This window comes from Candidatus Bathyarchaeia archaeon (assembly GCA_035283685.1).
Lineage (GTDB): Archaea > Thermoproteota > Bathyarchaeia > Bathyarchaeales > Bathyarchaeaceae > DATETJ01.
In genome coordinates this window covers 21,894-43,412 of the sequence record DATETJ010000008.1, presented here as the reverse complement: position 1 = coordinate 43,412, position 21,519 = coordinate 21,894, and the positions used below count along the sequence as shown (strand labels likewise).

At 48.4% G+C, this 21,519-nt stretch carries 20 protein-coding genes and 1 tRNA gene; 9 read left to right on the top strand and 12 right to left on the bottom strand.

Going from position 1 to position 21,519, the window contains the following annotated elements; genetic code table 11:
• Positions 1-64: 64 nt before the first annotated feature.
• Positions 65-1,147, top strand: coding sequence for a HesA/MoeB/ThiF family protein (locus VJ249_06175; GenBank protein ID HKZ94146.1), 1,083 nt, complete (start codon positions 65-67; stop codon positions 1,145-1,147).
• A 52-nt stretch (positions 1,148-1,199) separates the two neighbouring features.
• Positions 1,200-2,597 carry an aspartate ammonia-lyase gene (locus VJ249_06170; GenBank protein HKZ94145.1) on the top strand — a complete coding sequence of 466 codons (1,398 nt, stop codon included), beginning with the start codon at positions 1,200-1,202 and terminating at the stop codon, positions 2,595-2,597.
• A 51-nt stretch (positions 2,598-2,648) separates the two neighbouring features.
• On the opposite strand, the gene VJ249_06165 is transcribed toward VJ249_06170, so the two are convergent.
• From VJ249_06165 to VJ249_06150, 4 genes are all read right to left on the bottom strand, one after another.
• Positions 2,649-3,353 (bottom strand): DNA alkylation repair protein, encoded by a 705-nt coding sequence (locus VJ249_06165; protein ID HKZ94144.1) that lies wholly within the window; start codon positions 3,351-3,353, stop codon positions 2,649-2,651.
• A 29-nt stretch (positions 3,354-3,382) separates the two neighbouring features.
• Positions 3,383-3,460, bottom strand: a tRNA-Gly gene (locus VJ249_06160).
• Positions 3,461-3,599: 139 nt separating this feature from the next.
• A complete protein-coding gene (locus tag VJ249_06155; protein HKZ94143.1) occupies positions 3,600-4,436 on the bottom strand; it encodes a dihydroorotate dehydrogenase electron transfer subunit in 837 nt (278 codons plus the stop codon).
• Positions 4,411-5,334, bottom strand: a complete 924-nt coding sequence (locus VJ249_06150) for a dihydroorotate dehydrogenase (GenBank protein ID HKZ94142.1) — start codon at positions 5,332-5,334, stop codon at positions 4,411-4,413. The genes VJ249_06155 and VJ249_06150 overlap by 26 nt, the downstream gene beginning before the upstream one ends.
• A gap of 911 nt (positions 5,335-6,245) precedes the next feature.
• Between VJ249_06150 and cofE the strand changes: the two genes are divergently transcribed.
• From cofE to VJ249_06130, 4 genes are all read left to right on the top strand, one after another.
• Positions 6,246-7,022: a coenzyme F420-0:L-glutamate ligase gene (gene cofE / locus VJ249_06145; GenBank protein ID HKZ94141.1), complete on the top strand. Its 777-nt coding sequence runs from the start codon at positions 6,246-6,248 to the stop codon at positions 7,020-7,022.
• Between the two features lie 131 nt (positions 7,023-7,153).
• Positions 7,154-8,395 carry a C/D box methylation guide ribonucleoprotein complex aNOP56 subunit gene (locus tag VJ249_06140; protein ID HKZ94140.1) on the top strand — a complete coding sequence of 414 codons (1,242 nt, stop codon included), beginning with the start codon at positions 7,154-7,156 and terminating at the stop codon, positions 8,393-8,395.
• Between the two features lie 31 nt (positions 8,396-8,426).
• Positions 8,427-9,077 carry a fibrillarin-like rRNA/tRNA 2'-O-methyltransferase gene (locus tag VJ249_06135; GenBank protein HKZ94139.1) on the top strand — a complete coding sequence of 217 codons (651 nt, stop codon included), beginning with the start codon at positions 8,427-8,429 and terminating at the stop codon, positions 9,075-9,077.
• 120 nt (positions 9,078-9,197) lie between these two features.
• Positions 9,198-10,139: a helix-turn-helix domain-containing protein gene (locus VJ249_06130; GenBank protein ID HKZ94138.1), complete on the top strand. Its 942-nt coding sequence runs from the start codon at positions 9,198-9,200 to the stop codon at positions 10,137-10,139.
• Between the two features lie 79 nt (positions 10,140-10,218).
• Here VJ249_06130 and rnhB read toward each other — a convergent pair whose 3' ends face one another.
• A complete protein-coding gene (gene rnhB / locus VJ249_06125; protein ID HKZ94137.1) occupies positions 10,219-10,881 on the bottom strand; it encodes a ribonuclease HII in 663 nt (220 codons plus the stop codon).
• 24 nt (positions 10,882-10,905) lie between these two features.
• Positions 10,906-11,445 (bottom strand): NTPase, encoded by a 540-nt coding sequence (locus VJ249_06120; protein HKZ94136.1) that lies wholly within the window; start codon positions 11,443-11,445, stop codon positions 10,906-10,908.
• Between the two features lie 75 nt (positions 11,446-11,520).
• On the opposite strand from VJ249_06120, the gene VJ249_06115 reads away from it, so the two are divergent.
• Together VJ249_06115 and VJ249_06110 are read left to right on the top strand one after the other, a co-directional pair.
• Positions 11,521-12,732, top strand: a complete 1,212-nt coding sequence (locus tag VJ249_06115) for a tRNA (guanine(10)-N(2))-dimethyltransferase (GenBank protein HKZ94135.1) — start codon at positions 11,521-11,523, stop codon at positions 12,730-12,732.
• Between the two features lie 60 nt (positions 12,733-12,792).
• A complete protein-coding gene (locus VJ249_06110) occupies positions 12,793-14,511 on the top strand; it encodes a hypothetical protein (protein HKZ94134.1) in 1,719 nt (572 codons plus the stop codon).
• A gap of 12 nt (positions 14,512-14,523) precedes the next feature.
• Here VJ249_06110 and tfrB read toward each other — a convergent pair whose 3' ends face one another.
• The 5 genes from tfrB to VJ249_06085 form a co-directional block, all read right to left on the bottom strand.
• Positions 14,524-16,071: a fumarate reductase (CoM/CoB) subunit TfrB gene (tfrB, locus tag VJ249_06105; protein ID HKZ94133.1), complete on the bottom strand. Its 1,548-nt coding sequence runs from the start codon at positions 16,069-16,071 to the stop codon at positions 14,524-14,526.
• Position 16,072: 1 nt separating this feature from the next.
• Entirely contained in the window at positions 16,073-17,770 is a 1,698-nt protein-coding gene (tfrA, locus tag VJ249_06100) for a fumarate reductase (CoM/CoB) subunit TfrA (protein HKZ94132.1), read from the bottom strand.
• Positions 17,771-17,811: 41 nt separating this feature from the next.
• On the bottom strand, positions 17,812-18,414 hold the full coding sequence (locus VJ249_06095; protein ID HKZ94131.1) for a FumA C-terminus/TtdB family hydratase beta subunit: 603 nt from the start codon (positions 18,412-18,414) through the stop codon (positions 17,812-17,814).
• A 9-nt stretch (positions 18,415-18,423) separates the two neighbouring features.
• Positions 18,424-19,308 (bottom strand): fumarate hydratase, encoded by an 885-nt coding sequence (locus tag VJ249_06090; protein ID HKZ94130.1) that lies wholly within the window; start codon positions 19,306-19,308, stop codon positions 18,424-18,426.
• Positions 19,309-19,453: 145 nt separating this feature from the next.
• Entirely contained in the window at positions 19,454-20,290 is an 837-nt protein-coding gene (locus tag VJ249_06085; GenBank protein HKZ94129.1) for a biotin--[acetyl-CoA-carboxylase] ligase, read from the bottom strand.
• 100 nt (positions 20,291-20,390) lie between these two features.
• On the opposite strand from VJ249_06085, the gene VJ249_06080 reads away from it, so the two are divergent.
• A complete protein-coding gene (locus VJ249_06080; GenBank protein ID HKZ94128.1) occupies positions 20,391-21,071 on the top strand; it encodes a hypothetical protein in 681 nt (226 codons plus the stop codon).
• Between the two features lie 19 nt (positions 21,072-21,090).
• Here VJ249_06080 and mce read toward each other — a convergent pair whose 3' ends face one another.
• Positions 21,091-21,489, bottom strand: a complete 399-nt coding sequence (gene mce / locus VJ249_06075) for a methylmalonyl-CoA epimerase (GenBank protein HKZ94127.1) — start codon at positions 21,487-21,489, stop codon at positions 21,091-21,093.
• Positions 21,490-21,519: the final 30 nt, after the last annotated feature.

Genomic DNA, 21,519 nt, shown 5'->3' with positions numbered 1-21,519 from the left:
GCATATTATCATTCAATGAAGATGTTGAGTTGCGAGCTAGATAAATATTCAAAGATACGGTAATATGATTACGTTACGGAAGGTGAAGCAGTTGAGTCGGAAAGCCGCGTTCAAACCTGAAGAGTTCTACAGCCGACAAGTTGTCTTGGCTGAGTTGGGAAGGCAGGGACAGGAAAAGCTTAGGCGATCAAGGGTGGCAGTCGTGGGCTTAGGCGGATTAGGCACGGCGTCGGCGCTTTATCTAGCCTTGGCAGGCGTCGGTCACCTGCGCCTGATAGACCAAGACACGGTTGAACTGAAAAATCTGCATAGGCAAATTTTGTACAGCTTGGACAATTTGCGGTATCCGAAGGTCGAGGCGGCAGCAGAAAGAATTCAGCACATGAACCCTGATGTAACGATTGAACCTGTGCCAGAGAACGTGAATGAAAGCAACATAGACGATATTGTTTGTGACGTGAACTGCGTGGTCGACGGTTTAGACAACATGCGAACCCGCTACCTGTTGAATCGAGCCTGTGTAAGAAATCGGATTCCTTATGTTTTTGGCGCCGCAATTGGCGTTGAAGGCAACCTATCCGTTTTACACTCACCTGAAACCCCTTGTTTAGAGTGCTTCTTGCCCGGTTTGGATGACCGCCAGTTGCCAACATGCGACACAAGAGGAGTGCTTGGCGCCACCACAGGCATCATCGGCTCGCTACAAGCCATGGAAGCTGTTAAACTGCTCGCCGACATGGGCGGCTCACTGAAGGGGAAGCTTATGGTGTGCGACTTCAGAGACATGTACTTCACCACAATTGAAATTTTCAAGCGACCAGACTGCCCCGTGTGTGGTGCCAAGACGGCACCTGCAGTTGCGAAAGAAGCAGAACAGCTGGCGGTGCTCTGTGGAAGCAACACCTTCAACGTAAATCCCCAACAGCCCATCAAGCTGAGCCTTAATCAAATCTACCTAAAATTGAAGAGCCAGTTCAAGATCCTGCTCAAGTCTTCTCTGGTAATAGTATTTAGGTACGAACGCGGCATTGAAGTTAGCTTATTCAACGGCGGACGAATGTTGATTAAGAACGTCAAAGATGAAAAATCAGCGCTTACCGTACGCAAAGCTGTTTACATGACCTTGGGTTTGAAGACGCCAGATTAGAGATCGGCTTATAAGGCATATTGGCTGTCAAAGTTTTCCAGGAGTTGTTTCAGTGAAAACGCGGGTAGAAGTTGATTCTCTGGGCACCAAGAACGTACCAGAAAAAGCCTACTATGGTATTCAGACTCAACGAGCTGTTGAGAACTTTCCTGTGAGCGGCATCAAAGTGCCCAAAGTGTTTATTTACTCCTACATCATGGTCAAAAAAGCCGCAGCCATAGCTAACATGCAAATCAGCTGGCTAGACGAGAAAATAGGCGATGCCATAGTTAAGGCGTGCGACGAAGTTTTGAGAGGCGCTTTCCTAGATCAGTTTGTAGTTGATGTTTTTCAAGCTGGGGCAGGCACTTCGTTCAACATGAACGTTAATGAAGTGTTGGCGAATCGTGCGCTTGAGATTCTGGGCAGAGAGAAAGGCGACTACAAGAGCATAAGTCCAAACGACCATGTGAATATGGCGCAATCATCAAACGACACTTTTCCCACCGCACTTCACTTAGCCACGCTTATTTCACTGCAACCTCTAATGGAAGAGTTGGAAAGGCTTGCAGACGCCTTTGAAAAATTGGGGAAAAAAAACGCTGATGTTATAAAATCCGGGCGAACGCATCTTCAGGACGCTTTGCCAGTAACGCTTGGACAGGAATTCACTGCATATGCAGAGGCAATACGTAACGCCAGAGTACAGATTGCCGAGAGAAGCAGAAGATTAGAGGAGTTGGCGCTTGGAGGCACGGCGGTGGGCACGGGAGTCAATGCTCATCCTCGATATAGGAGAATCGCCATCGCCGAACTCAGCAGAATGACTGGGCTCCAGCTGAAACAAGCGAAGAACTCTTTTGAGGCTCTTCAAAGCCGCAATGCTATCGCCGCTGTCTCAAGCGGACTTAAAGAATTAGCTCTCGAATTAATTCGAATCGCCAACGATCTGAGGCTTCTTTCTTCCGGTCCGACCACAGGGTTGGCTGAGATTGAGTTGCCGCCTGTGCAACCTGGATCATCAATAATGCCCGGGAAAGTTAATCCGGTGATGGCTGAATGTCTAGACATGATCGGGTTCCAAGTTGTGGGAAACGACCTAGCTGTGTCCTTGGCGGTTCAGGCTGGGCAACTGGATTTGAACGTTATGACTCCTGTGATGATGTACAACGTTCTACAGTCTATTCAAATCTTGACCAATTATCTTCCAGTGTTCACGCGTAGATGCGTCGAAGCAATAACAGTTGACAGGAAAAAGTGCAAAGACTATGTTGACAAGAACCCTTCCCTGGCAGTTTATCTTTCCCCTTATATCGGATACTTGGAAGCCGCGAAAATCGCCAAGCAATCCTTGGACGAAAGAGCCTCGGTGAAGGAAATTGCCACAGAAAGAGGCGTGCTTAAACCCAAACAAGCTGAGCAGATATTTAGACCGAAGTTTCTCTTGGGTGAAAAGCGTGGCAGAAGATGAAAGTCCAAGCTGCGTTGTATCGCTATCATCTTGGAAGCCGTGCAGCCTAGCTTAAGCCTTTCGAGTTCCCAAGTTTTCGAACCTGCGGATTTTTTCTTGAACAGCTTTGCTGGCTAGTTCTCGAAGCGCGTCCGCTGCAATCCATTTGGCTGCTTTGTTATCGAGTCTCTGGATTTCTTTTGCGGTTTCAATTGCCGCCCTGTTTAAGTTGATGTTGCGTTTTCCAATCTGGCGCAGGGACCAGTTGACGGCTTTCTTGACAAAGTTTCTGTTATCCGTTGATTCTCGTTTTATGATTGGCAGGAACTTCAGGAATTTTCCATCAGCCGTGCTCTTGTCGTGCACTGCCAACACTGCCATCATGACGAATCCTGCTCTCATGACAAATTCTCGTTTTCGTTGGCTCCATTCAACCGCTTTCTCATACGCGAATCTGGTTTTGTCGAAAAGGTTGCTGCAACATTGGTCGCAGATGTCCCAAGAGTCGAACTCGCCGACCCATTTCTCAATCTGTTTTTCTGTTATCAATTCGGGTGCGTCAATCATGCACGCCAATATACGAGCCTCGTGAACCCCGGAATTCCACAGTTGCTGCGCCAAAGCATGATCTGTGCCTGCTTGTTTGGCTATCTTTCTCAGGTTTGGGATTGACACGCCATACGTGTTCTTCGGGTTGATTCCGAATCTTGCCATGCCTTCCACTGCTCTCAGATCCGCCATGGATTTCAGCTTCTCAAGAATTTCGAGGTACTCCATTTCTATCCACTCTAGCACGGTTGAATGTGTGGTGCGACCGCCGGGATTCGGACCCGGGTCAACGGCTTGGAAGGCCGACGTCCTAAACCAGGCTAGACTACGGTCGCCCTTTTTGAAGCAATGTATAATGTGAAGCCTAGAATTTAAAACTAAAATCTCGAAAGCCCGAAAGAAGAAGGCCTTAAGGGTCATTCGCCTTCTTCTTTCACGCAGTTTTTCGCTTCAGTAGCGATAAGTTATGGACAATCAGATCGCGGTTTTTCTGCCATCAAAACCTCTGCGCCAATGTCCAAATTCCTCCTTGACTCCACGCAGTTGCTGACCAGAAAAAACCGGTCCATCTCGACAAACACGGTATTTCCCAATCACACATGTTCCGCATATGCCTATGGCGCAGCGCATGAAACGCTCCAAACTGGCTTCGAAGGGCACATGGAACTCTTCAGCCAAGCCGAACATTATCTGTAGCATTTTCTCTGGTCCGCAGGCATACGCCATGTTGAATTTTTCACCTTGTGCGAACATCTCCCTTGCAGGCGTGGTCGCCAAGCCTTTTTGCCCGAAACTGCCATCTTCAGTTGTAACTACCAGTTGGCCTTTGATCCTTGAGATTACTTTGCTCATGCGCACATGAAACAGCAAGTTACTTTTCATATTGGCTCCCATCAACAGCGTGATTTTGGTTTTCTGTTTGACAAATTCCTCTGTCAAGGGCGCTAGCGACGCGAGTCCTGTGCCGCCGCCCACGATTAAGGCTTTTTTGACATTTGTTATAGTGTAGCCGTTTCCAAGAGGCCCACGCACTCCAATTGCGTCCCCTGTCTTCATGTTGTGCAACGCATCTGTTGCTTCCCCAACTCTTTCAGCGGTTATGGAGGCTTGGATTCTCCTTGGATTCAACGATGATAGACTCATGGGAACTTCGTCTACGCCCGGTATCCAGACCATGACAAACTGGCCAGGTTCAGCCCTAGAGCACAGGTCATCATTGAACGTGAAGGATTTGACTGTGGGCGTCTCAACGGTGATGCTCGTTATCTTGACAGTACGCATCCTGTTAACGGCGGTGTGATAGTCCGACAATTTCCCTCACGCTCTTTAAACCATTGTCGTGCAGGTAGGCATCGATGCCCTTACATACAGATTTGAAAACGCCTAATCCCTCAGACGCTATCGCAGTGCCTACTTGAACGGCTGAAGCTCCTGCCAACATGAATTCGACAGCGTCTTGCCAAGAGGCTACGCCGCCACAGCCAATGATGGGCACATTGACTGCTTCATAGATTTCATAAACACATCGCACTGCAATCGGCTTCACTGCCCGCCCAGACAATCCGCCTATCTTGTTGGCAAGTATTGGGCGAGCTGTTTCAACATCTATCGCCATGGCACGCACAGTGTTTATAGCTGCAACTGCGTCAGCTCCAGCTTTGGCTGCTGCCACAGCTATTTCAGCGATGTCCCTTACATTCGGAGTCAGCTTAACGATGACCGGATCTGAAATGGCATTCTTGACTTGTTTCACAACCTGCGAAACTAGATTTGCACTCTGTCCAATCTCTGAGCCGGTCTTCCTTACATGGGGACAGGACACGTTCAATTCAACAGCATCAGCACCAGCCTTCGCCAGAATATTGGCAGCCTCAGCGAATTCCTCTGCTGTGAATCCGAACACACTGGTTATTAGTGGTGCACTGAATCCGCTTTTCTTGAGTTCTTTAACTTCATGAGCAAAGGATTTGGCGCCCGGGTTCGGTAGACCCATGGCGTTGAGCAAGCCGCAATTATCGATTTGAACGACAGTTGGGTTGGTGTACCCGGAGCGTGGCTCTAAACCCACTGATTTGGTGACAACTGCGCCTGCGCCTTGTTCGACTGCCTCTTTAAGCGTTGCTGCTGAGAGTCCAAGTATGCCCGCTGCCAACATTGTGGGGTTTGATAGCCTGAGACCCGCGATTTCAATAGCCAATTGGTTTGGCATGTTTTGTGTTTTGGCTCCTTGATTGTTGCCTTATTGTGGTTGATATTTTGGTTATTTAAGTTAGGCTGTTGGCTCAGATGGGTGGAGGGTTAGTATGAGTCTGGGAATTTTTTTTGGGGTGAAAGTTCTGCTTTTCTGTTTGCCGTTTGGGTTCTGTTTTGGTTTCTGTATGTTGTTTCTGGCGCTGTTCACTCGTGTTTTGTGGTGCGTTTCAACATAGTTTGTGGTGCGCTTTCATGTTGGTTGGCGTGACGTTTGCGAATGATGAGTGCTCTGCGGGAAAACAAATTTCAAAAGAAGAAGGCGCTAAGCCCCTTATACCTTCTTCTACTTGGACAGTTGTAGTTGAATACGGAAGCGTAGACTGTTTGTGGCGGGTTTCTGTTTCAGATGTTATTAACTTTCGCTTGGAAACAGTAATAATACCGTTGTTTGTTGGCTGGCTGGATTGCTTCGAAGTGGTAGTCTGCTCCGCGTGTTCTTGACTACTGTTTCTTCGCTGAGTTGGAAGGGTGCTGTATGCTTGTTGATGACCAATTGCGCCATAGTGTCATGAAGTCTGAACAAATGGAGAGAAGAAGAGGGGTTTAGGCTGGTTGTCAAGTAGAGCCAGACCTATGCTCAAACAAGGGGGAATCGTGTGGAGAGACTTGGGATCTTTTCATTAAGGACCGAATCCTTCTCCCGTTCCTTTGCCTTTCCAAGAATTTTCTCTATTTTTTCTCTCCCAGACATAACAACTAACCAGTAAAGCCTTATTATCATCGTTATTAGCGCAACCAAACCACTTTTCCAAACGTTGCTCTCAATGCCACAGTCAACTAGTCTTAATGATGATGTGGAGGCGTCATAATTAATAACGATGGAATGCCAGTTACGATGCTTGATGTGCAGGCTAGGAGGACAACACCTTGGCGAAGACCGTTAGCATTGTTGGACTTGAAGGTTTTCCAATGGTCAAAGCAGGCGACAACGTAACGGAGCTCATACTTGCAACCGCTAGAAACGAGCATGTAACGTTTGACGAAGGCGACGTCGTCGTGGTGGCTCACAAAATCGTATCCAAAGCAGAGGGCAGAACAATCAAGCTGAGCGCCATCAAACCTTCCAAGAGAGCCAATGAACTAGCGAAGATCACAAGACGCGACCCCAGATTAGTTGAACTTGTCCTAAGAGAGGCTAAACGCGTAGTTAAGGCAACTTCAGAAATTCTCATCGTGGAAAACAGACTAGGCTTCGTCTGCATCAACGCTGGCGTCGACAAATCGAATGTTGAAGGAGCAGACGGATACACTCTTCTACCCCTCAACCCCGACGAATCAGCTAGGCAAATCCACTCTCAGATCAAGAAACTGACTGGAAAAAAAGTGGCAGTAGTAATATGTGACACTTACAGCAGACCATTTAGACGTGGGCAAGTTGAATTCGCCATAGGCTTAGCAGGCATCAGCCCGTTTCGAGACTACCGTGGGCAAAAGGATCTATTTGGCTACGTCCTGAAGGTGAAACTCTCAGCCATCGCAGATGAGATTGCTTCTGCGGCTGAGCTTCTTATGGGCCAGGGCGGAGAAGCCACTCCAGTGGTTGTGATCAAGGGCTTAGGCAATATCAAGTTTAATGAAGAAGTGTCAGCTGGCGAGTTGTTCATTTCCGAGCAAGAGGACCTGTTCAAGGGAACTCTTCCGTAAGATTTTATTGATACATGCTAACGCCAATCTTTCTGTGTGCAAGGGGGCCTGACGTCTTCCGCGCGAGAAACTGGTTTAGAATAGATTTATTTTGTTTGGTTGAATAAGGTTAGCAGATACGAGGAGTCAGCATGAAAATTACAATCGTTGAATCGGTCATGGGTGCCTTGGGCTTTGACGAGAACAACATGTTGATTGATTATGTCTTGTTTCCCAAAGAACCCCAAAGAGTCGCTGAAACGCTGCTCAAAATAGCGACAGGTAGGATCGTTGACGAGCAAGCAACCTTGATTGAACAACTCCGATCGAAAGGTTACACCTTTTTTGTATTCGAGAATGCTGAAACAGCCCGCAACGCTCACGAACGGTTGAAGATCGCTGTTGAGGTTGCCCAACCATCTCAGGCAGGCGAAACACTTCGCGCAAATCTCGAGCAGTTTGCGGTTCAAACAGGTTTTATCAAAGAATCTGATCAGCTACGCGATTGGATGCATCGTGTCTCGATGGAGATGACCAAGCTTAAGGTTAGGAAAGCCGCTGAAAAACGTGACATGCTGGTTGTGCAAGCAATTCAAGCGATAGATGATCTTGACAAAGCGGTCAATGTTTTCATGGGGCGAATAAGAGAATGGTATGGTCTGCACTTTCCTGAATTGGACCGCATAGTTGAAAAACATGAAACATACGCGCGTCTAATCGTTAACTTGGGGCGAAGAGAAAACTTCACCGCTGATCACTTGGAAAAGGAAGGCTTGCCCCGAACTAGAGCCGACCAGATTGCTGAGGTAGCCGCCAGATCCATGGGGGGTGGACTGGAAGACTCAGATTTAACTCAGATTCAGGCTCTGAGCCGAGACACGTTGCAGCTTTATGACGTTAGGCAATCATTTGAAAGCTATATGGACTCTTTGATGGAAGAGGTGGCGCCGAACGTTAAAGCCTTAGTGGGGTCATTGTTGGGTGCAAGGTTGATAGCTCTCACAAGTGGACTTGGAAACCTTGCAAAGATGCCTGCCAGCACAATTCAGGTTCTAGGCGCCGAGAAAGCTCTGTTTCGTTCCCTGAAAACTGGCACGCGTCCACCCAAGCACGGAATACTGTTTCAACACACATTGATTCATGAGGCAAAGCGTTGGCAAAGAGGCAAGATAGCAAGAGCCATTGCGGGCAAGCTTGCCATAGCAGCTCGCACAGACGCCTACAGCGACAAATACCTTGGAGACGGCTTGAAGGCGGGCTTGGATAGGAGAATCAAGGAAATTCAGGAAAAATATGGAGAACCGCCGCCAGAGAAGCCTCAACAGTCGCCCCCAAAGATGAAACAGTTCAGGGAGCAGCAATATAGGAGAATGAAGCGTGGTCGTAGACGTTGAGCCGCACCCATGTTTCAGCCGCATTTATTGGATGACCTTTGAAGACAGGTCCAGAAGGCTAGCCACGCAGAATCTCGCGCTTGGACGCGCCGTCTATGGCGAGCGCTTGGTCAAACATAGAAATGTCGAATACAGAGTCTGGGATCAATATCGGAGCAAATGTGCCGCAGCTATCATGAACGGTTTGGAAACACTGCCAATCCAAATGGGCCATAAGGTCTTGTACCTAGGCGCTGCTTCGGGAACAACCGCGAGCCATGTTTCTGATATTGTAGGCGAGAAAGGTCATGTCTACTGCGTGGAATTCGCTGCCCGTAGCATCAGAGATCTTGTTGAAAATGTCTGCGCCTATCGCATGAACATGTCCCCGATCTTGGCTGATGCTCGATTACCTGAACAATACGCCATGCTAGTCGAGAAGGTTGAAGACATCTACTGCGACGTCGCTCAACCTGAGCAAGCCAGAATATTGGCAGACAATGCGGATAAATTTCTGAAACCCGAAGGCTGGATAATGCTGGCGATAAAGGCTCAAAGCATAGATGTTACAAAGGAGCCGTCTGAAGTCTATGAGCAAGAGATCAACACTTTGAGATCCCGCCGTTTCAGAATTGCGCAAATTGTCCATTTGGAGCCATTTGATAAGGCTCACGCGATGATAGTAGCTCAGAGAATGCGCTGAGATGTCGTTTTATTTTTTTCAAAATTGATGCCGTTTGCTGGTCAAATTGTCAATTTAAGGGTTTCGCTGAACGTTTATATGACCCCCCGGATTATGGTCTGGTGGTCGAGAGGAGAGTCGATGAACCGAGCGGAGATGTTGAACGCCACAGAACAGGTGTTGACAAGCGCTGGCTTCAAGATCTCCAAAAGATGCGATTCCAGACCGAGCTGCTTCTGCATGGTTGCAAGGAAAGACGAAAACCTCGCCTTTGTCAAAGTGCCCACCGACCTGAGTAAGATCTCGTTGAAGGACGCGCTGCAGCTGCAAGCGATATCTTCGCTTTTTTCAGCGACACCGTTGTTTGTGGGCGACGCGGCTCGAGAGCGATTGCTTGAAGACGACACAGTCTATACTAGATATGACATCTACGCCTTGACGTTGAAGACCTTGGAGGATGTTGTCACGCGTAGCATGATGCCACTCGTTGAAGCCGGGCCAGGTGGCTATTACGTTAGAGTGGATGGCGAAACAATCAGGAAACGAAGAACGAAGCTTGGGCTTTCTGTGGGCAAACTCGCCGAACAGTTGCGGATCTCAAGGCGAACGTTGTACGGTTATGAGCGTGATATGGTTAAAGCCTCTGTTTCAGCCGCATACAATCTGGAATGGTTACTTGGCATACCCGTGGTGAAGCCCATCGACATCTTTAAGCCAGTGCCGCCTGAGGCTGGTTTCTTTGCTACAGCCAAAAGGCTGATAATTAGAAACCGATTCCTCAAAACCGTCCTGAAACGACTAATCCTTTGGGATTTCAAAGTGGCAGCAACTACACGCGCACCCTTTGACTTTATTGCCCAACCACCAAACGATGAAGTCACGATTATCGGCGGAGTCACTCGCAGGGGAGAGAGGACGATCAACGATAGGGCAGAGGAGATTCTCAGTGTAAGCGATGTTCTAGACGCTCAACCACTCTTCATAACAGACGGAAAGCTAGTGCCCGAAACTGACATTCCACTTATCGATTCCCAAGAGCTTGGACGAATGCATTTGGCTGAAGACTTGGTCTCAAGACTTTGAAAATCCAAGTCAGCAAGCAAAAAAGGTTCTTCTTTCATTTCCAATGAGAGTCTCGCATCTAGGAGATCACGAAGCAGTCTTACCTCAACTTCATCTGCTTAGATCTAAGATTGCTTTGGAGTTTCTTGGCTGGCTTCCAAGACTTTCGTACAAACTCTGGGTACGAGTCATATTTGAGAAGCCATTTTTCCAGAAACTCAATAGTTTTGGGGTCTGTCACGTAGCCTGAGCCCATGTCTCCGAATTTCTCTGCGAGTTTCTGAATTTCCTCGTCGCGTTCAACCTTTGCAATTATCGAAGCCGCGGACACCACTGGGTATTTGGCGTCTGCTTTGTGCTCTGAAACTATCTTGACTTGAAAAGACAACTTCTCTAGTATGTGTGCTTTGAACCTGTCAGCTAACACGTCTGAAGCGTCAACGTAGACGATTTCAGGCTTTAAGGCATCGATGACCTTAGCCATGGTGTGTGCCTCCAACCGATTCAGTCTGTGGAGTTTTCTGCCTGTTTCGACCACTTTATCGATTTCTGCAGGTGACAGCCTCTCAACATGGTATTTGATGACTAGTTTCTTGATTTCCAGCGCCAGTTGCTCGCGTCTTCGAGGGGATAATAGCTTGGAGTCTTTGACGCCTAGGGATTTCAAGCGGTGTAGGTCCTTCTCATCAAGTAAGACGCCGGCGATGAGAAGTGGTCCAATGATTGGGCCGCGTCCCGCGTCGTCCACTCCTGCTGTAAGCATGAATCTCGCAGCCTATTGGCTTTTTCACTGCAAGTATTGGAGTGCGTTTTGGATAAGAATGTTGTGAAGACTGCTCCTGTTTTCAACCGTGACTGTTTCGATGTGGGTGTCATCTCTTCGTTTGATTGTTTCGATCAGAGGGTGTCGTGCGCTGTTGTGTATTACTCCCAATACTAGTTTGCTGCTATCAACCGTATCTTTGATGACTTGTATAAAGGCTTGAGAAAACAACTCCATAGGTCCGATTTCATCCACGATGACGATCGAAGATCCTCTTAAGGCAGTTTGAATGGCTTTGACCCCGATGGAGTCAAGGTCGCGCAAGTTGACCCTATACTTGCCTACCTGCGGACCCGTCGGTTGATTTACATGCGCCAGCCAACCTCTGCAACCAGTTTCAAAGTCGATTATCTCGAAACCGACGCGATTCCCTTTCTGCCTAACCTCTCTGCTTATCATGCCGCCCACGCTGCAGCCTCTTTCCTTGAGCATGGCTGCTGTGTTCAACAGGACTGTTGTCTTTCCGATTCCCGGTCGTCCAGTCACTAAGAGAAGCCGCTTCACGTCAATTTCCCCTAACTAATTCTTTCAACAACTGCTTTAATAGACCTAGTCCATAAGAAAGCAAGGTAACGTGCCATGAGTGCCGGTTTTCCAACCGAAAACGTAAAGGAAGGTAATGTCGAATTCCTCGCGCCCAAACGCGGGGCTTTTGTGAAAGAGGCTTGGGAATACGCGCCATCAAAGGCGCCTGTTTTCTATAACCCTGCCATGGAATTGAACCGAGACATAGCCGTTCTAGCAGTTCAGGCCTATCAGAAAACAGTCAAACACGAAATCATAGCGTGCGAGCCATTGACAGGTTGCGGTGTCAGAGGCATTCGACTCGCAAGAGAAGTCAATGGCGTTGACAAAGTGGTTATCAATGACATTAGTGCTGAAGCCGCTGAACTCGCTCAGTTCAACGTGAAACTCAACAATCTAGCCGACCGGGTGTCTATCACCAATGAGGATGCCAACCTCATGTTGAGCCGCTACGCTGCGCCTCGCAAACGGTTCAATTACGTGGATGTTGATCCCTTTGGTACGCCTGCTCCCTACATTGATTCGGCTGTCAGAGCGTTGGGTAATGGCGGTTTGGTTGCGCTCACAGCAACAGACATGGCGCCTTTATGTGGGGTTCACCCGAAAGCGTGCGTCAGAAAGTACGGTGGAAGACCTCTGAGAACTGAGTATTGCCATGAAGTGGCTGTTCGGCTCTTACTTGGTTGCTTTGCGAGCACGGCGGCTAAGCACGATATTGGAGTTACTCCTGTACTCAGTTACAGTCATTACAATTATGTCAGAGCCTATGCAACAATTGATTATGGCGCGAAGCAAGCTGACAAGAGCATTCAGGGTATGGGCTACATTCTGCACTGTTTTTCCTGTTTCCACAGAGAAAGTCAGGAAGGTTTGATCCCGCTCCTAAAACAAGTCTGCTCCGAATGTGGTTCAAAACTCCGCGCAGCAGGACCCCTGTGGCTTGGTTCACTTTGGGATGAAAAGTTTTGCGTCAGAACACGAGACGAGGTCAAGGGAAGAAATCTCCGCAACGAGCCCAAGATTCTCAACATGCTGTCCTTGATGATCCGAGAAGTCTCTGCACCGATAACCTACTACGCAATTGACAAGCTTTGCGACAAGTTCAACCTTCCCGTGCCTTCGCTATCAAAAGTCATCAATGGATTGACTGCTGGAGGCTTTCAGGCTGTGCCAACGCATTTCAACAGCAAAGCTGTTCGAACCGATGCGTCTGCAAATGTCCTGAGGGAAGTTCTGACATCGTTGACGGGAGCGTCTCGTTCTTAGATTCAAGAAACCAATATAAGATGGCTTGCTGACGACTATTTCCAACGAGGCACCTAAAACTTGAAACTCAAGATTGCTGATTCTCGGTTTTTCTCGTTTTCGCTACTTCTTGTCCTCATTATTCCCATCGCATCTGACTTACTTTTTGTTAGCGAGAATGCCTCGCCCGATTCGAACTATTACTTTATGTTCACGGTTGACCGAGATGGTTTCACAAATGTTGAAATCAACTTCAACAGCACTGACACATCTGGTGAATCTTGGGTTTTCGTGCCAAAATACTCCAGCTGGAATCACACAGAGACAAGCGGTCAAATTACACAGTCTGAATTGGTTGAGACCGATCAAGTGATTGGGCAAGCTCTCTATTTCTACCAAGCATTCAGGTTTCGTTACCAATCGACAGGAGTCTTTAACATGACCTTGAAATTCGATTTTAACAACGGCGCGTTGGTGATGGAGCCTGACGGCATGTTCTACTCGCCTCAAATCGGGTTCCAGGCCAGCAGTAACGGAAATGCAGAGGTGACCTTCGACCACAATTTCCAGATCAACGAAAAACTCGCCGTCGTTGTTGGCTCAAGCACTAGTTATCCCGTTCAAAAAGTTGTGCAAAACCGAGCCCTTTTTAGACTTCAAGAGAACGTCGTTCGCATTCAGATAGAATTCAGCGTGAACGCCACACCCCAGGAAATCACACTTAGGAACGGTGATAACAAAACCTTCACGTTCAAAACAGTGTCACGATATGAAACCTATGCGCGCAACATTCTCAGACTCTATGACCGAATTTACAACCAAACTGCTCGCCTGTTCAACGTCACATTAGAGGACATTATAGTCCAATGGTTCCTCCCAGATTTCGAAAGCCTATTGTCTGTCGGAGGCTATGTTCCAGTTTTCACTGGAGGATTAGGCGAGATTAACCTGAACATCGTTTTCATCCGCACAGTCAATGGCACGATCGAAGCTATAGCAACACACGAGCTAGTTCATCGCTTCTTAGGCACGGCAGGAATACCGCCCAGCGACTTCCTGTGGTTCCACGAAGGCATGGCTCAATACATAAGCGTCAACCTTGTCGCGAATCTGGGCTACGAAGGCGCTGAAACAGAGAAAGAGAATCTGGAAAACGGTGTCTCGCGCCTCATTCAACTTCTAGGAGGCGAGAACTTCGACTCGATAAGTTTGCAGAGATGGTCTCCAAGCTCTCAACCTTCGACAGATGTGAGCTCGTTGTATGTGGCATCATATTACGTGGTTAGCCGATTGCCCCAAGTAGTTAAACAGGATGGATTCGAGTATTACCAACGCTTTTTTGAACTAGTTGGGCAGTTGCCGTCAAATTTCAGTGGCGTCAAAGTCAAGAACATAAGCGAAATGACTCTCTACTTGAGCCAAGCTGCAAATGCGTCTGTTGCGTCAACTCTAAAGCGTTGGGGGTTCTCACTCACCGACCTTTACGAATCACCAATACAAGAGTTGATTGCAGAAGCAGGAAAGGCACTTGGCGAAGTGAACCCAATTTTTCAACCGTACAGATTCCTTGCCGACTACTTCTACCAGCAAGCACTATCAAGCGCCGAACAAGGCGATTGGGACAGAGCCAGTAGTCTGCTCAACCTCAGCATAACACTGGCTAATCTTGCCCCTCTACTCACTTTCCTGACGATAATAGGCATACTTGTGCTACTGGTCTTCATTCTCACCAGAAAAAGCGGAAGAACACAACCTGTTGTTCCGCCGCCGCCACCAGAGATTATGCAGCCCAGAGCCTGAAGACAGTCTATTCTAGTGTTTGGCGTTATATGCCAAAGCTAGCAAGTCTGCGAGGTCGTACACTTTGATTTGTTGGTATCCCACTTGCTTCAATGCGTCTTGGATTTGGATGTAGCAGAAAGGACACTGAGTGACGCAGGCTTCAGCGCCTGAGTTGATGATGAATTCGGCTTTTCTACGTGCCATCATCATTGACAAAGGTCGATCGCTAGCACGCACACCGCCACCTGCTCCACAGCATCGGTCGGACTCCTGCATCTCAATGTACCGTACGCCCGGAATGCTTGTCAACGCTTTTTCCAGCGAATTGGGTGCATGAAGGCCGCGGTTGAGGTGACAAGGATTGTGCAACGTGGTCTTCATGTTGATGGGCGCCATGTCGCTTGGATTGAGTTTCACTTGTTCAGTTAAGTACGTTGACACATGCATGATCTCGAATCCTAGCTTTCGCCCAATCAGCTCCGGATAATTATGCTTTATTGTCATGCCGCATCCTGGGCATCCAGTCACAATGGTCTTAACACGAAGTTCCTCGAGTATGCTGACATTTTTGGGCACTAGATTCTCTCTGGCTTCGTCAACCATGCCAGCTCGGAGAAGCGGAGAACCACAGCACGTGAACTCGGACGGAACCACAACCTCAACACTGTTCCTAGTTAGAACCTGTATGATGGCTTTGCCCACTTCCTGCAGTCTGTAGTCAGTCAAGCAGCCGGGGAAGTAACCTACCTTGTCCTTCGGGTTGTTAACTTTGGAGATTAGCCCTGTTCTAATCAATTCAAGTAATGACGTTCCTAACTTGTCAATGGATCTGCCCGTGCTTACCGCTCTGGTGGTGTATTCTTTGTGTCCAGGCAAGGGTCCAATTCCAGTCTTAACGGCGACTGCACGCATTTTCTCAATGGCTTTGCCAGGAATGTCAATTTCCTTAGGGCAAACTTCAACACAGGCTCTGCACGTGGTGCACTTGTAGAGGCCCTCAAGAAAAGCAATCTTCACACGGTCTTCAACATCGCGCTCGTCGAATTCTAGCCGCGCAAGTTTGGCGTCGTACATAGGACCCGCAAAGTCTTTCCATGCTTCAGCAACTGCTGGACAGGCAGATATACACGCCCAGCACTCAATGCACTCGCGCACTTCTTTGATTGGCTCGACGGCTTCCTTTTTCATAATTTCGGGTCGAGTTGAAGGCTTTACTCGTTCCACGTAGGGGCGCATTCGCATCAGTCGGCGTAGCCCTCTGTCCAAGTCAACAACCAAGTCTTTTATTACTGGAAACTGCAGAAGAGGAGCAATAGTCAACGGTTGGCCTTTCTCAACAATTGCTCGACATGCCACTCTAGGCTTGCCGTTAATGATAACCGCGCACGATCCGCATTGACCAGCTCTGCAAGCCCATCTATAAGCAAATGAACCATCATACTTTTCATAGACTGTGCGCAGAACGTCTAAGACGACCATGCCTTCTACATAGGGAACTTCATAGGTCTCATAACGTGGTTCCTTGTCAACATCAGGATTGTACCTGAACACCTTTGCACGAATCACGTCTGTTGTCATCTTAGAGTCCCTCCGGCTTCAATGTCGTGACAACCACAGGAGTCTTTTGGAACTGCATGTCACCGTTTTTCTGTTGAATCATAATGCTGCCAAACCAGTTTTGGTTGTCCGTCTTTGGAAAGTCTCGGCGATAGTGTGCTCCGCGGCTTTCTTCCCGCATAAGTGCGGCTCTAGCCACCATTTCAGCCACGGTGACAAGGTTTTCAATTTCCATGGCTTCGATCCATTCCCGGTTGTAGCGTGTGTTGCCGTCCATAGCATAGAGCTGGGGCAGATCCTTCGCCTTAATCCGTTCAACCTCAGCAATTGCTTCTTGGATCTCTTTACCTGTGCGGAAGATACCCACTTTGTCCCACATCATGCTGGTCAACTTGTTCTTGACCGCAACGGGTCGCAAGCCTTCTTTCCTTTTCAGAAATCCGTTGGCATGCTTGACTTCACGGTTAACTTGCTTTGTGTCCACAGTGGGAAGAGTATTTTTCTGAGCGAATTTGGCTGCGTTCTCTCCAGCTCTCTTGCCAAACACCTGCGTGTCTGCTAAGGCGTTGCCGCCCAGTCGGTTGCCTCCGTGCACTCCGCCAGTTATCTCGCCAGCAGCGTACAGTCCTGGGATGTTGGTCGCAGCATTCTCGTCGATCTGCACGCCGCCCATGAAATGATGAGCCGTGGGCGCCACCTGCATCGGCTCTTTGCGAATATCCACTCCTATGTCCATGAATTGTCGGAGCATGGACGGCAAGCGTTCCTCGATGATGTTTGCTGGAAGATGAGACACGTCTAGGTAGACGCCGCCTCGCGGCGTGCCTCTTCCCTCAAGAATCTCTGTGGCAATTGACCTTGCAACGACATCTCTTCCAGCTAACTCCATTTTCTTAGGTTCGTAGCGCTGCATGAAGCGCTCCTTGTTTATGTTGAATAATAATCCCCCTTCGCCGCGTACAGCCTCGGTTACAAGTACGCCTTGATGTGACTCGGGAAACACCATACCCGTCGGATGAAACTGAACCATCTCCATGTCGACAAGTTTGGAGCCTATACCGTATGCTGAGGCCATCCCGTCACCAGTGTCCTGAGCTGCGTTTGTGGTAATCTTGTATAACCTACCAGCGCCGCCACTTGCGAGAACAATCGACTTAGTCCTGAAAACCATGAAGCCACCACTTTTGCAGTCAATGGCAAACGTGCCTGCGACCTTGCCGCCGCTTGTCAGAAAGTTGGTGACGAAAACTTCATCGAGCACATCGATGCCTCTGCGGCGGACTTCTTCCACAAGTGTCTGCATCATTTCATGGCCTGTGCGATCTGCAGCGTAACACGTGCGCCTGTATGTTTGTTTGCCGAACGGTCGCTGCATTATTTTGCCGTCTGGTGTTCGGTCGAAAACCGCTCCGAAGTCTTCCAAGTCGTATATGCTGTCACTGACTTCTTTTACGAGGGTTTCCACAAGTTTCTGGTTGTTGATGTAGGCGCCGCCCTCAATGGTGTCTTTGAAGTGAACTTGCCAGTTGTCAGCTGGATCAACGTTTGCCAATGGAGCGTTGACTCCCCCTTCAGCCATGCAAGTGTGCGCTTTGCCTAAGAGCTCCTTACTTAGCAACGTTACGTTCACGTTGTAGTTTGTGGCTTCTATGGCGGCTCTGCTTCCAGCGCCACCTGCGCCTATAACGAGCACATCGGTGATGATTTTCTCGTAGCCCATATTACCTTTCCTCTCCATCATACCCTATGATGAATGTTGACTTATGCGCTGAGTTTTTCATAAATCTTCATACGCTGCTCTTCAGCCTTCTTCTTGACATCTTCGAACAGGTTGTTTCCATGCGAATCAATAGCTATGGATAGGGGTCCAAAGTCTTCGACGTCGAACACCCAGAAGGCTTCAGGCATGCCAAGGTCTTGGAGCCACTCTACGGTTTTGACGCTTTTGATTGCCTTGGCGGCCAATACTCCAGCGCCTCCTGTGAAGGCCCCATACACTGCACCATACTTTTGCATAGCATCAGTGGTTCGCTTGCCCATGCCCCCTTTGCCAATGACCACACGCACTTTGAAGGCTTTGATAAACTCGTCTTCAAACTGATCCATGCGCGTGCTTGTAGTTGGGCCAGCAGCCACAGCAACCCATTTGTCGTCTTCCTTCTTCACTATCGGTCCGCAGTGAAACACAGCTAATCCTTCAAGATTGACGGGCAGTTTCTTTCCTTGTTTGTTATACTCAAGCGCTCTTTTGTGAGCTTGATCCCGAGCGGTTACAATTGTGCCCGTGACGTAAAGAACATCGTTTACCTTCAATTTGCGCGCATCTTCTTCAGATATCGGAGTCTTGAATTTGTAAACGGTCATTTTGCCTTTTCACCTCACTTTGTGAGTCAAATACTCAACTTTTCCATCAAGCTTGATTCGGGCTGTTGCCCTCCGAGCCGCCCAGCATTGAAAAGCGACTGCTACAGGATAAGAAGCGGGGTGTCTATGGGCATAGTCCACTTTCACGCCTAGAACCGTGAATTTACCGCCTAAACCCATAGGTCCGATTCCAGTTGAGTTGGCGGCTTCGTAAAGCTCATTTTCCAGCTTAGCCAGTTCAGGATTGGAATTTGGCTCGTTTAGAGGTCTGAGTAGGGAAGCTTTGGCTAGCTTCATGGCTATGTCTGCTCCGCCTCCTGCTGCCACGCCGACAATTGTTGGTGGACAGGGCATCGCGCCTGCTTTGATGATGGAGTCGATGACGAATTTCTTTAAACCGTTGACGCCTTCGCCTGGGGTTATCATGCCTATGGCGCACACGTTTTCGGAGCCTCCGCCCTTTGGGAACGCTGTTATTTCGATGCTGTCGCCTTCGACGACTTGCCAGTTTATGTACGGTATGTAACGTCCTGTGTTGTCGCCCGTGTTCTTCTGCGTGAACGGGTCAACCGTGTTAGGTCGAAGCGGTATCTCCTTCGTGGCTCTCCTTGTCGCGTTTTGAAGAGCGGCTTCAATTTTATTCAAGCCATTCGCGTTGGCTCCAGCTTTGACGTAGAATATGATTATTCCTGTGTCTTGACATAACGGAGTGTTTTCTTTCTCGGCAAGTTCAATGTCCTTCAGGATGGCTTCAAATTGAACCTTCCCAGCCTCGCTGGTCTCCTCTTTGTAAGCCCGTTTCAAGGCCTCTTTAACATCGTCTGGTAACTGCACAACAGCCAACTTCAAAAGATCGACAGCTGCGTCCTCGACAACCTTCTCAATTGCCTGCATCCCATTTAGCCCTCGCAAAGAGCATACGTGTTGAACGCTCCGCCTCATATGTGTTACGTAGAAACGCTGTGGAACCCGTTTGGCTAAGAAAAAGAGCAAAAGACAAGCCTAAAGCAAACGCGAGGCGGAAAGGAAGAGAGCTTAGTTACTCATCAATGAATTCTGGGTGTTCCTTTCGGATAATCCTCATGTCTCCTGATGTCACCCTCTGCACGGTTTGATCTTCAAGTCTTATCACCAAGGCTCCGTTTTCGTCTATGTCTGTTGCCAAGCCTCGAACCGTCTCTTCGCCTCCTGTGATTTCCACAATGGAGCCTAGGAAACTGGCGAGACGACGCCAATCACTCAGTATGGCTTCAAACTCTCCTTTCCCGAACAAGTCGTAATAAAACTCGGTTTCCTTGAGCAGTTCGCACAACAAAGTCTCACGCGATATTTCCTTTTTCAGCTGATACTTTAGTGTTGTCGCTGAATGTCTGAGATGCTCCGGAAGAGCCTTAAGACTAATGTTTGCGTTGATGCCAACCCCCAAAACGGCAAAGTCAATATTATGGCCTTGAATCTCGCCTTCTGTAAGTATACCGCACACTTTTTTTTGGTCGAGTAGAACGTCGTTTGGCCATTTGACCTCAGCCCTGAGCCCATACAGTTTGCTAATTGTTTTTGCCACTGCAACAGAAGCCAGCAAAGTCAATTTAGCTGCATGTCTAGACTGCACATTTGGTCGAAGCATTACGGAAAGCCAAAGTCCGCCTTCTGGAGATGTCCATTCTCGTCCAAGTCTACCTTTCCCACTTGTTTGAGTTTCAGCCACAATGATGGCGCCTTCTCTCAAGCCTCTGCGAGCCAATCCTTTGGCGATTTCATTGGTGGAAGTCAATTGCCGGAAATACAGACCGCGTCGACCCAAAGTCTTGGTTTGCAGGTGTTCCTTGACTTTTGACGGGTTCATCCTTTCTGTCCTCTGGAAAGTTCTTGTCATACTCTGCGACTCCCAACTTTGGCGTCGGCTGGCCATACGGATTTGCGGTTCATAATCCTTTTATCAATTTCCCATCTCAGGAAACAGGAGGGTTTTGAAATTGGCATTAGAAAGCAATACAACATGGAAATTGGTTGTCCTAGCATTGGTAATCGGGCTTCTCGGCGGTATCCTAGGCGCCGCTTTAATCGCACCACTAGTAGACATTACAGGTCCTCAAGGTCCTATTGGAGAACAAGGACTGCACGGAGTGCAAGGTCCTCAGGGACCTGAAGGGTCGCAAGGTCCGCAAGGTGACACAGGTTCGCAGGGCGTGCAAGGCTCACAGGGACCTACTGGTTCACAAGGCGTTCCACGTGTAAATGGGACGGATGCGGTTCTACAGATTCTTCGGGTCAGAAATGTTACGCAGGCTGACGTGAGTGGCTTTTCGTTGATGCAGTGGTTCAACATGTCGACGTTTGATTCATCCATGAAGCTGACGATCAACGTTCAAGCGAATTCAAGAATATTCGCGGAATTCTCAAGCACGGTCTATCTGACTTCACCTGGATCGATTTGGGTGAGATTAGTTGTAGACAATGTCAGTAACAGCAGTGTAGTCAAGTGCTCGTCGCTAGCGCCTGCAAGTGGAATTTTCAACATGCCGGGACACATTGAATTCCTAACTGATAATCTAAGTGCTGGGCAACATACCGTTGAAGTGCAGTTTCTGAGGGAAAACGGCTCCCCAGCGATACTGGACAGAACGCTGACGGTAATGGAGATTGCGGCACCGTAGCTGCAGAAGTATCTTAGAGCTAGTGTTCAACTAGCTCTATTAACACGTTTTTCGTGCTTTTTGGATGTATGAAAGCGATTTTTCGTGCTTCAGCGCCTAGCCTAGGCTTGTCGTCGATGAGGTCTATGCCTTTGTCTTTTAGTGCTTTTAGATGGTTTTCCATGTCAGACACTTCCAAGGCAATGTGGTGGATGCCTTCGCCTCGCGAAGCTAGGAATTTGGCAACGGTGCTTTCAGGGTCCGTTGGCTCCAGCAGCTCGATCTTGGTCTGCCCAGCACGGAGAATTGCGATTTTCACTTTTTGCTGGTCAACGGTTTTGGTCTTTTCAAGCTTCAAGCCAAATGTACGTTCGAAAACCAGCAATGCGTCCTCTATTTTGTTTACGGCTATGGCGATGTGGTCTAAACCTTTGATCAAACCATTTTTCCTCGGAAAACGTGAGAACTC

What these genes read in the sequence shown, in the direction of transcription:
- VJ249_06175 (HKZ94146.1), top strand. Translation starts at nt 65, where the DNA reads ATGATTACGTTACGGAAGGTGAAGCAGTTGAGTCGGAAAGCCGCGTTC.
- VJ249_06165 (HKZ94144.1), bottom strand. Translation starts at nt 3,353, where the DNA reads ATGGAGTACCTCGAAATTCTTGAGAAGCTGAAATCCATGGCGGATCTG.
- VJ249_06150 (HKZ94142.1), bottom strand. Translation starts at nt 5,334, where the DNA reads ATGCCAAACCAATTGGCTATTGAAATCGCGGGTCTCAGGCTATCAAAC.
- VJ249_06140 (HKZ94140.1), top strand. Translation starts at nt 7,154, where the DNA reads ATGAAAATTACAATCGTTGAATCGGTCATGGGTGCCTTGGGCTTTGAC.
- VJ249_06135 (HKZ94139.1), top strand. Translation starts at nt 8,427, where the DNA reads ATGACCTTTGAAGACAGGTCCAGAAGGCTAGCCACGCAGAATCTCGCG.
- VJ249_06130 (HKZ94138.1), top strand. Translation starts at nt 9,198, where the DNA reads ATGAACCGAGCGGAGATGTTGAACGCCACAGAACAGGTGTTGACAAGC.
- rnhB (HKZ94137.1), bottom strand. Translation starts at nt 10,881, where the DNA reads ATGCTTACAGCAGGAGTGGACGACGCGGGACGCGGCCCAATCATTGGA.
- VJ249_06115 (HKZ94135.1), top strand. Translation starts at nt 11,521, where the DNA reads ATGAGTGCCGGTTTTCCAACCGAAAACGTAAAGGAAGGTAATGTCGAA.
- tfrB (HKZ94133.1), bottom strand. Translation starts at nt 16,071, where the DNA reads ATGACAACAGACGTGATTCGTGCAAAGGTGTTCAGGTACAATCCTGAT.
- tfrA (HKZ94132.1), bottom strand. Translation starts at nt 17,770, where the DNA reads ATGGGCTACGAGAAAATCATCACCGATGTGCTCGTTATAGGCGCAGGT.
- VJ249_06095 (HKZ94131.1), bottom strand. Translation starts at nt 18,414, where the DNA reads ATGACCGTTTACAAATTCAAGACTCCGATATCTGAAGAAGATGCGCGC.
- VJ249_06090 (HKZ94130.1), bottom strand. Translation starts at nt 19,308, where the DNA reads ATGCAGGCAATTGAGAAGGTTGTCGAGGACGCAGCTGTCGATCTTTTG.
- VJ249_06085 (HKZ94129.1), bottom strand. Translation starts at nt 20,290, where the DNA reads ATGACAAGAACTTTCCAGAGGACAGAAAGGATGAACCCGTCAAAAGTC.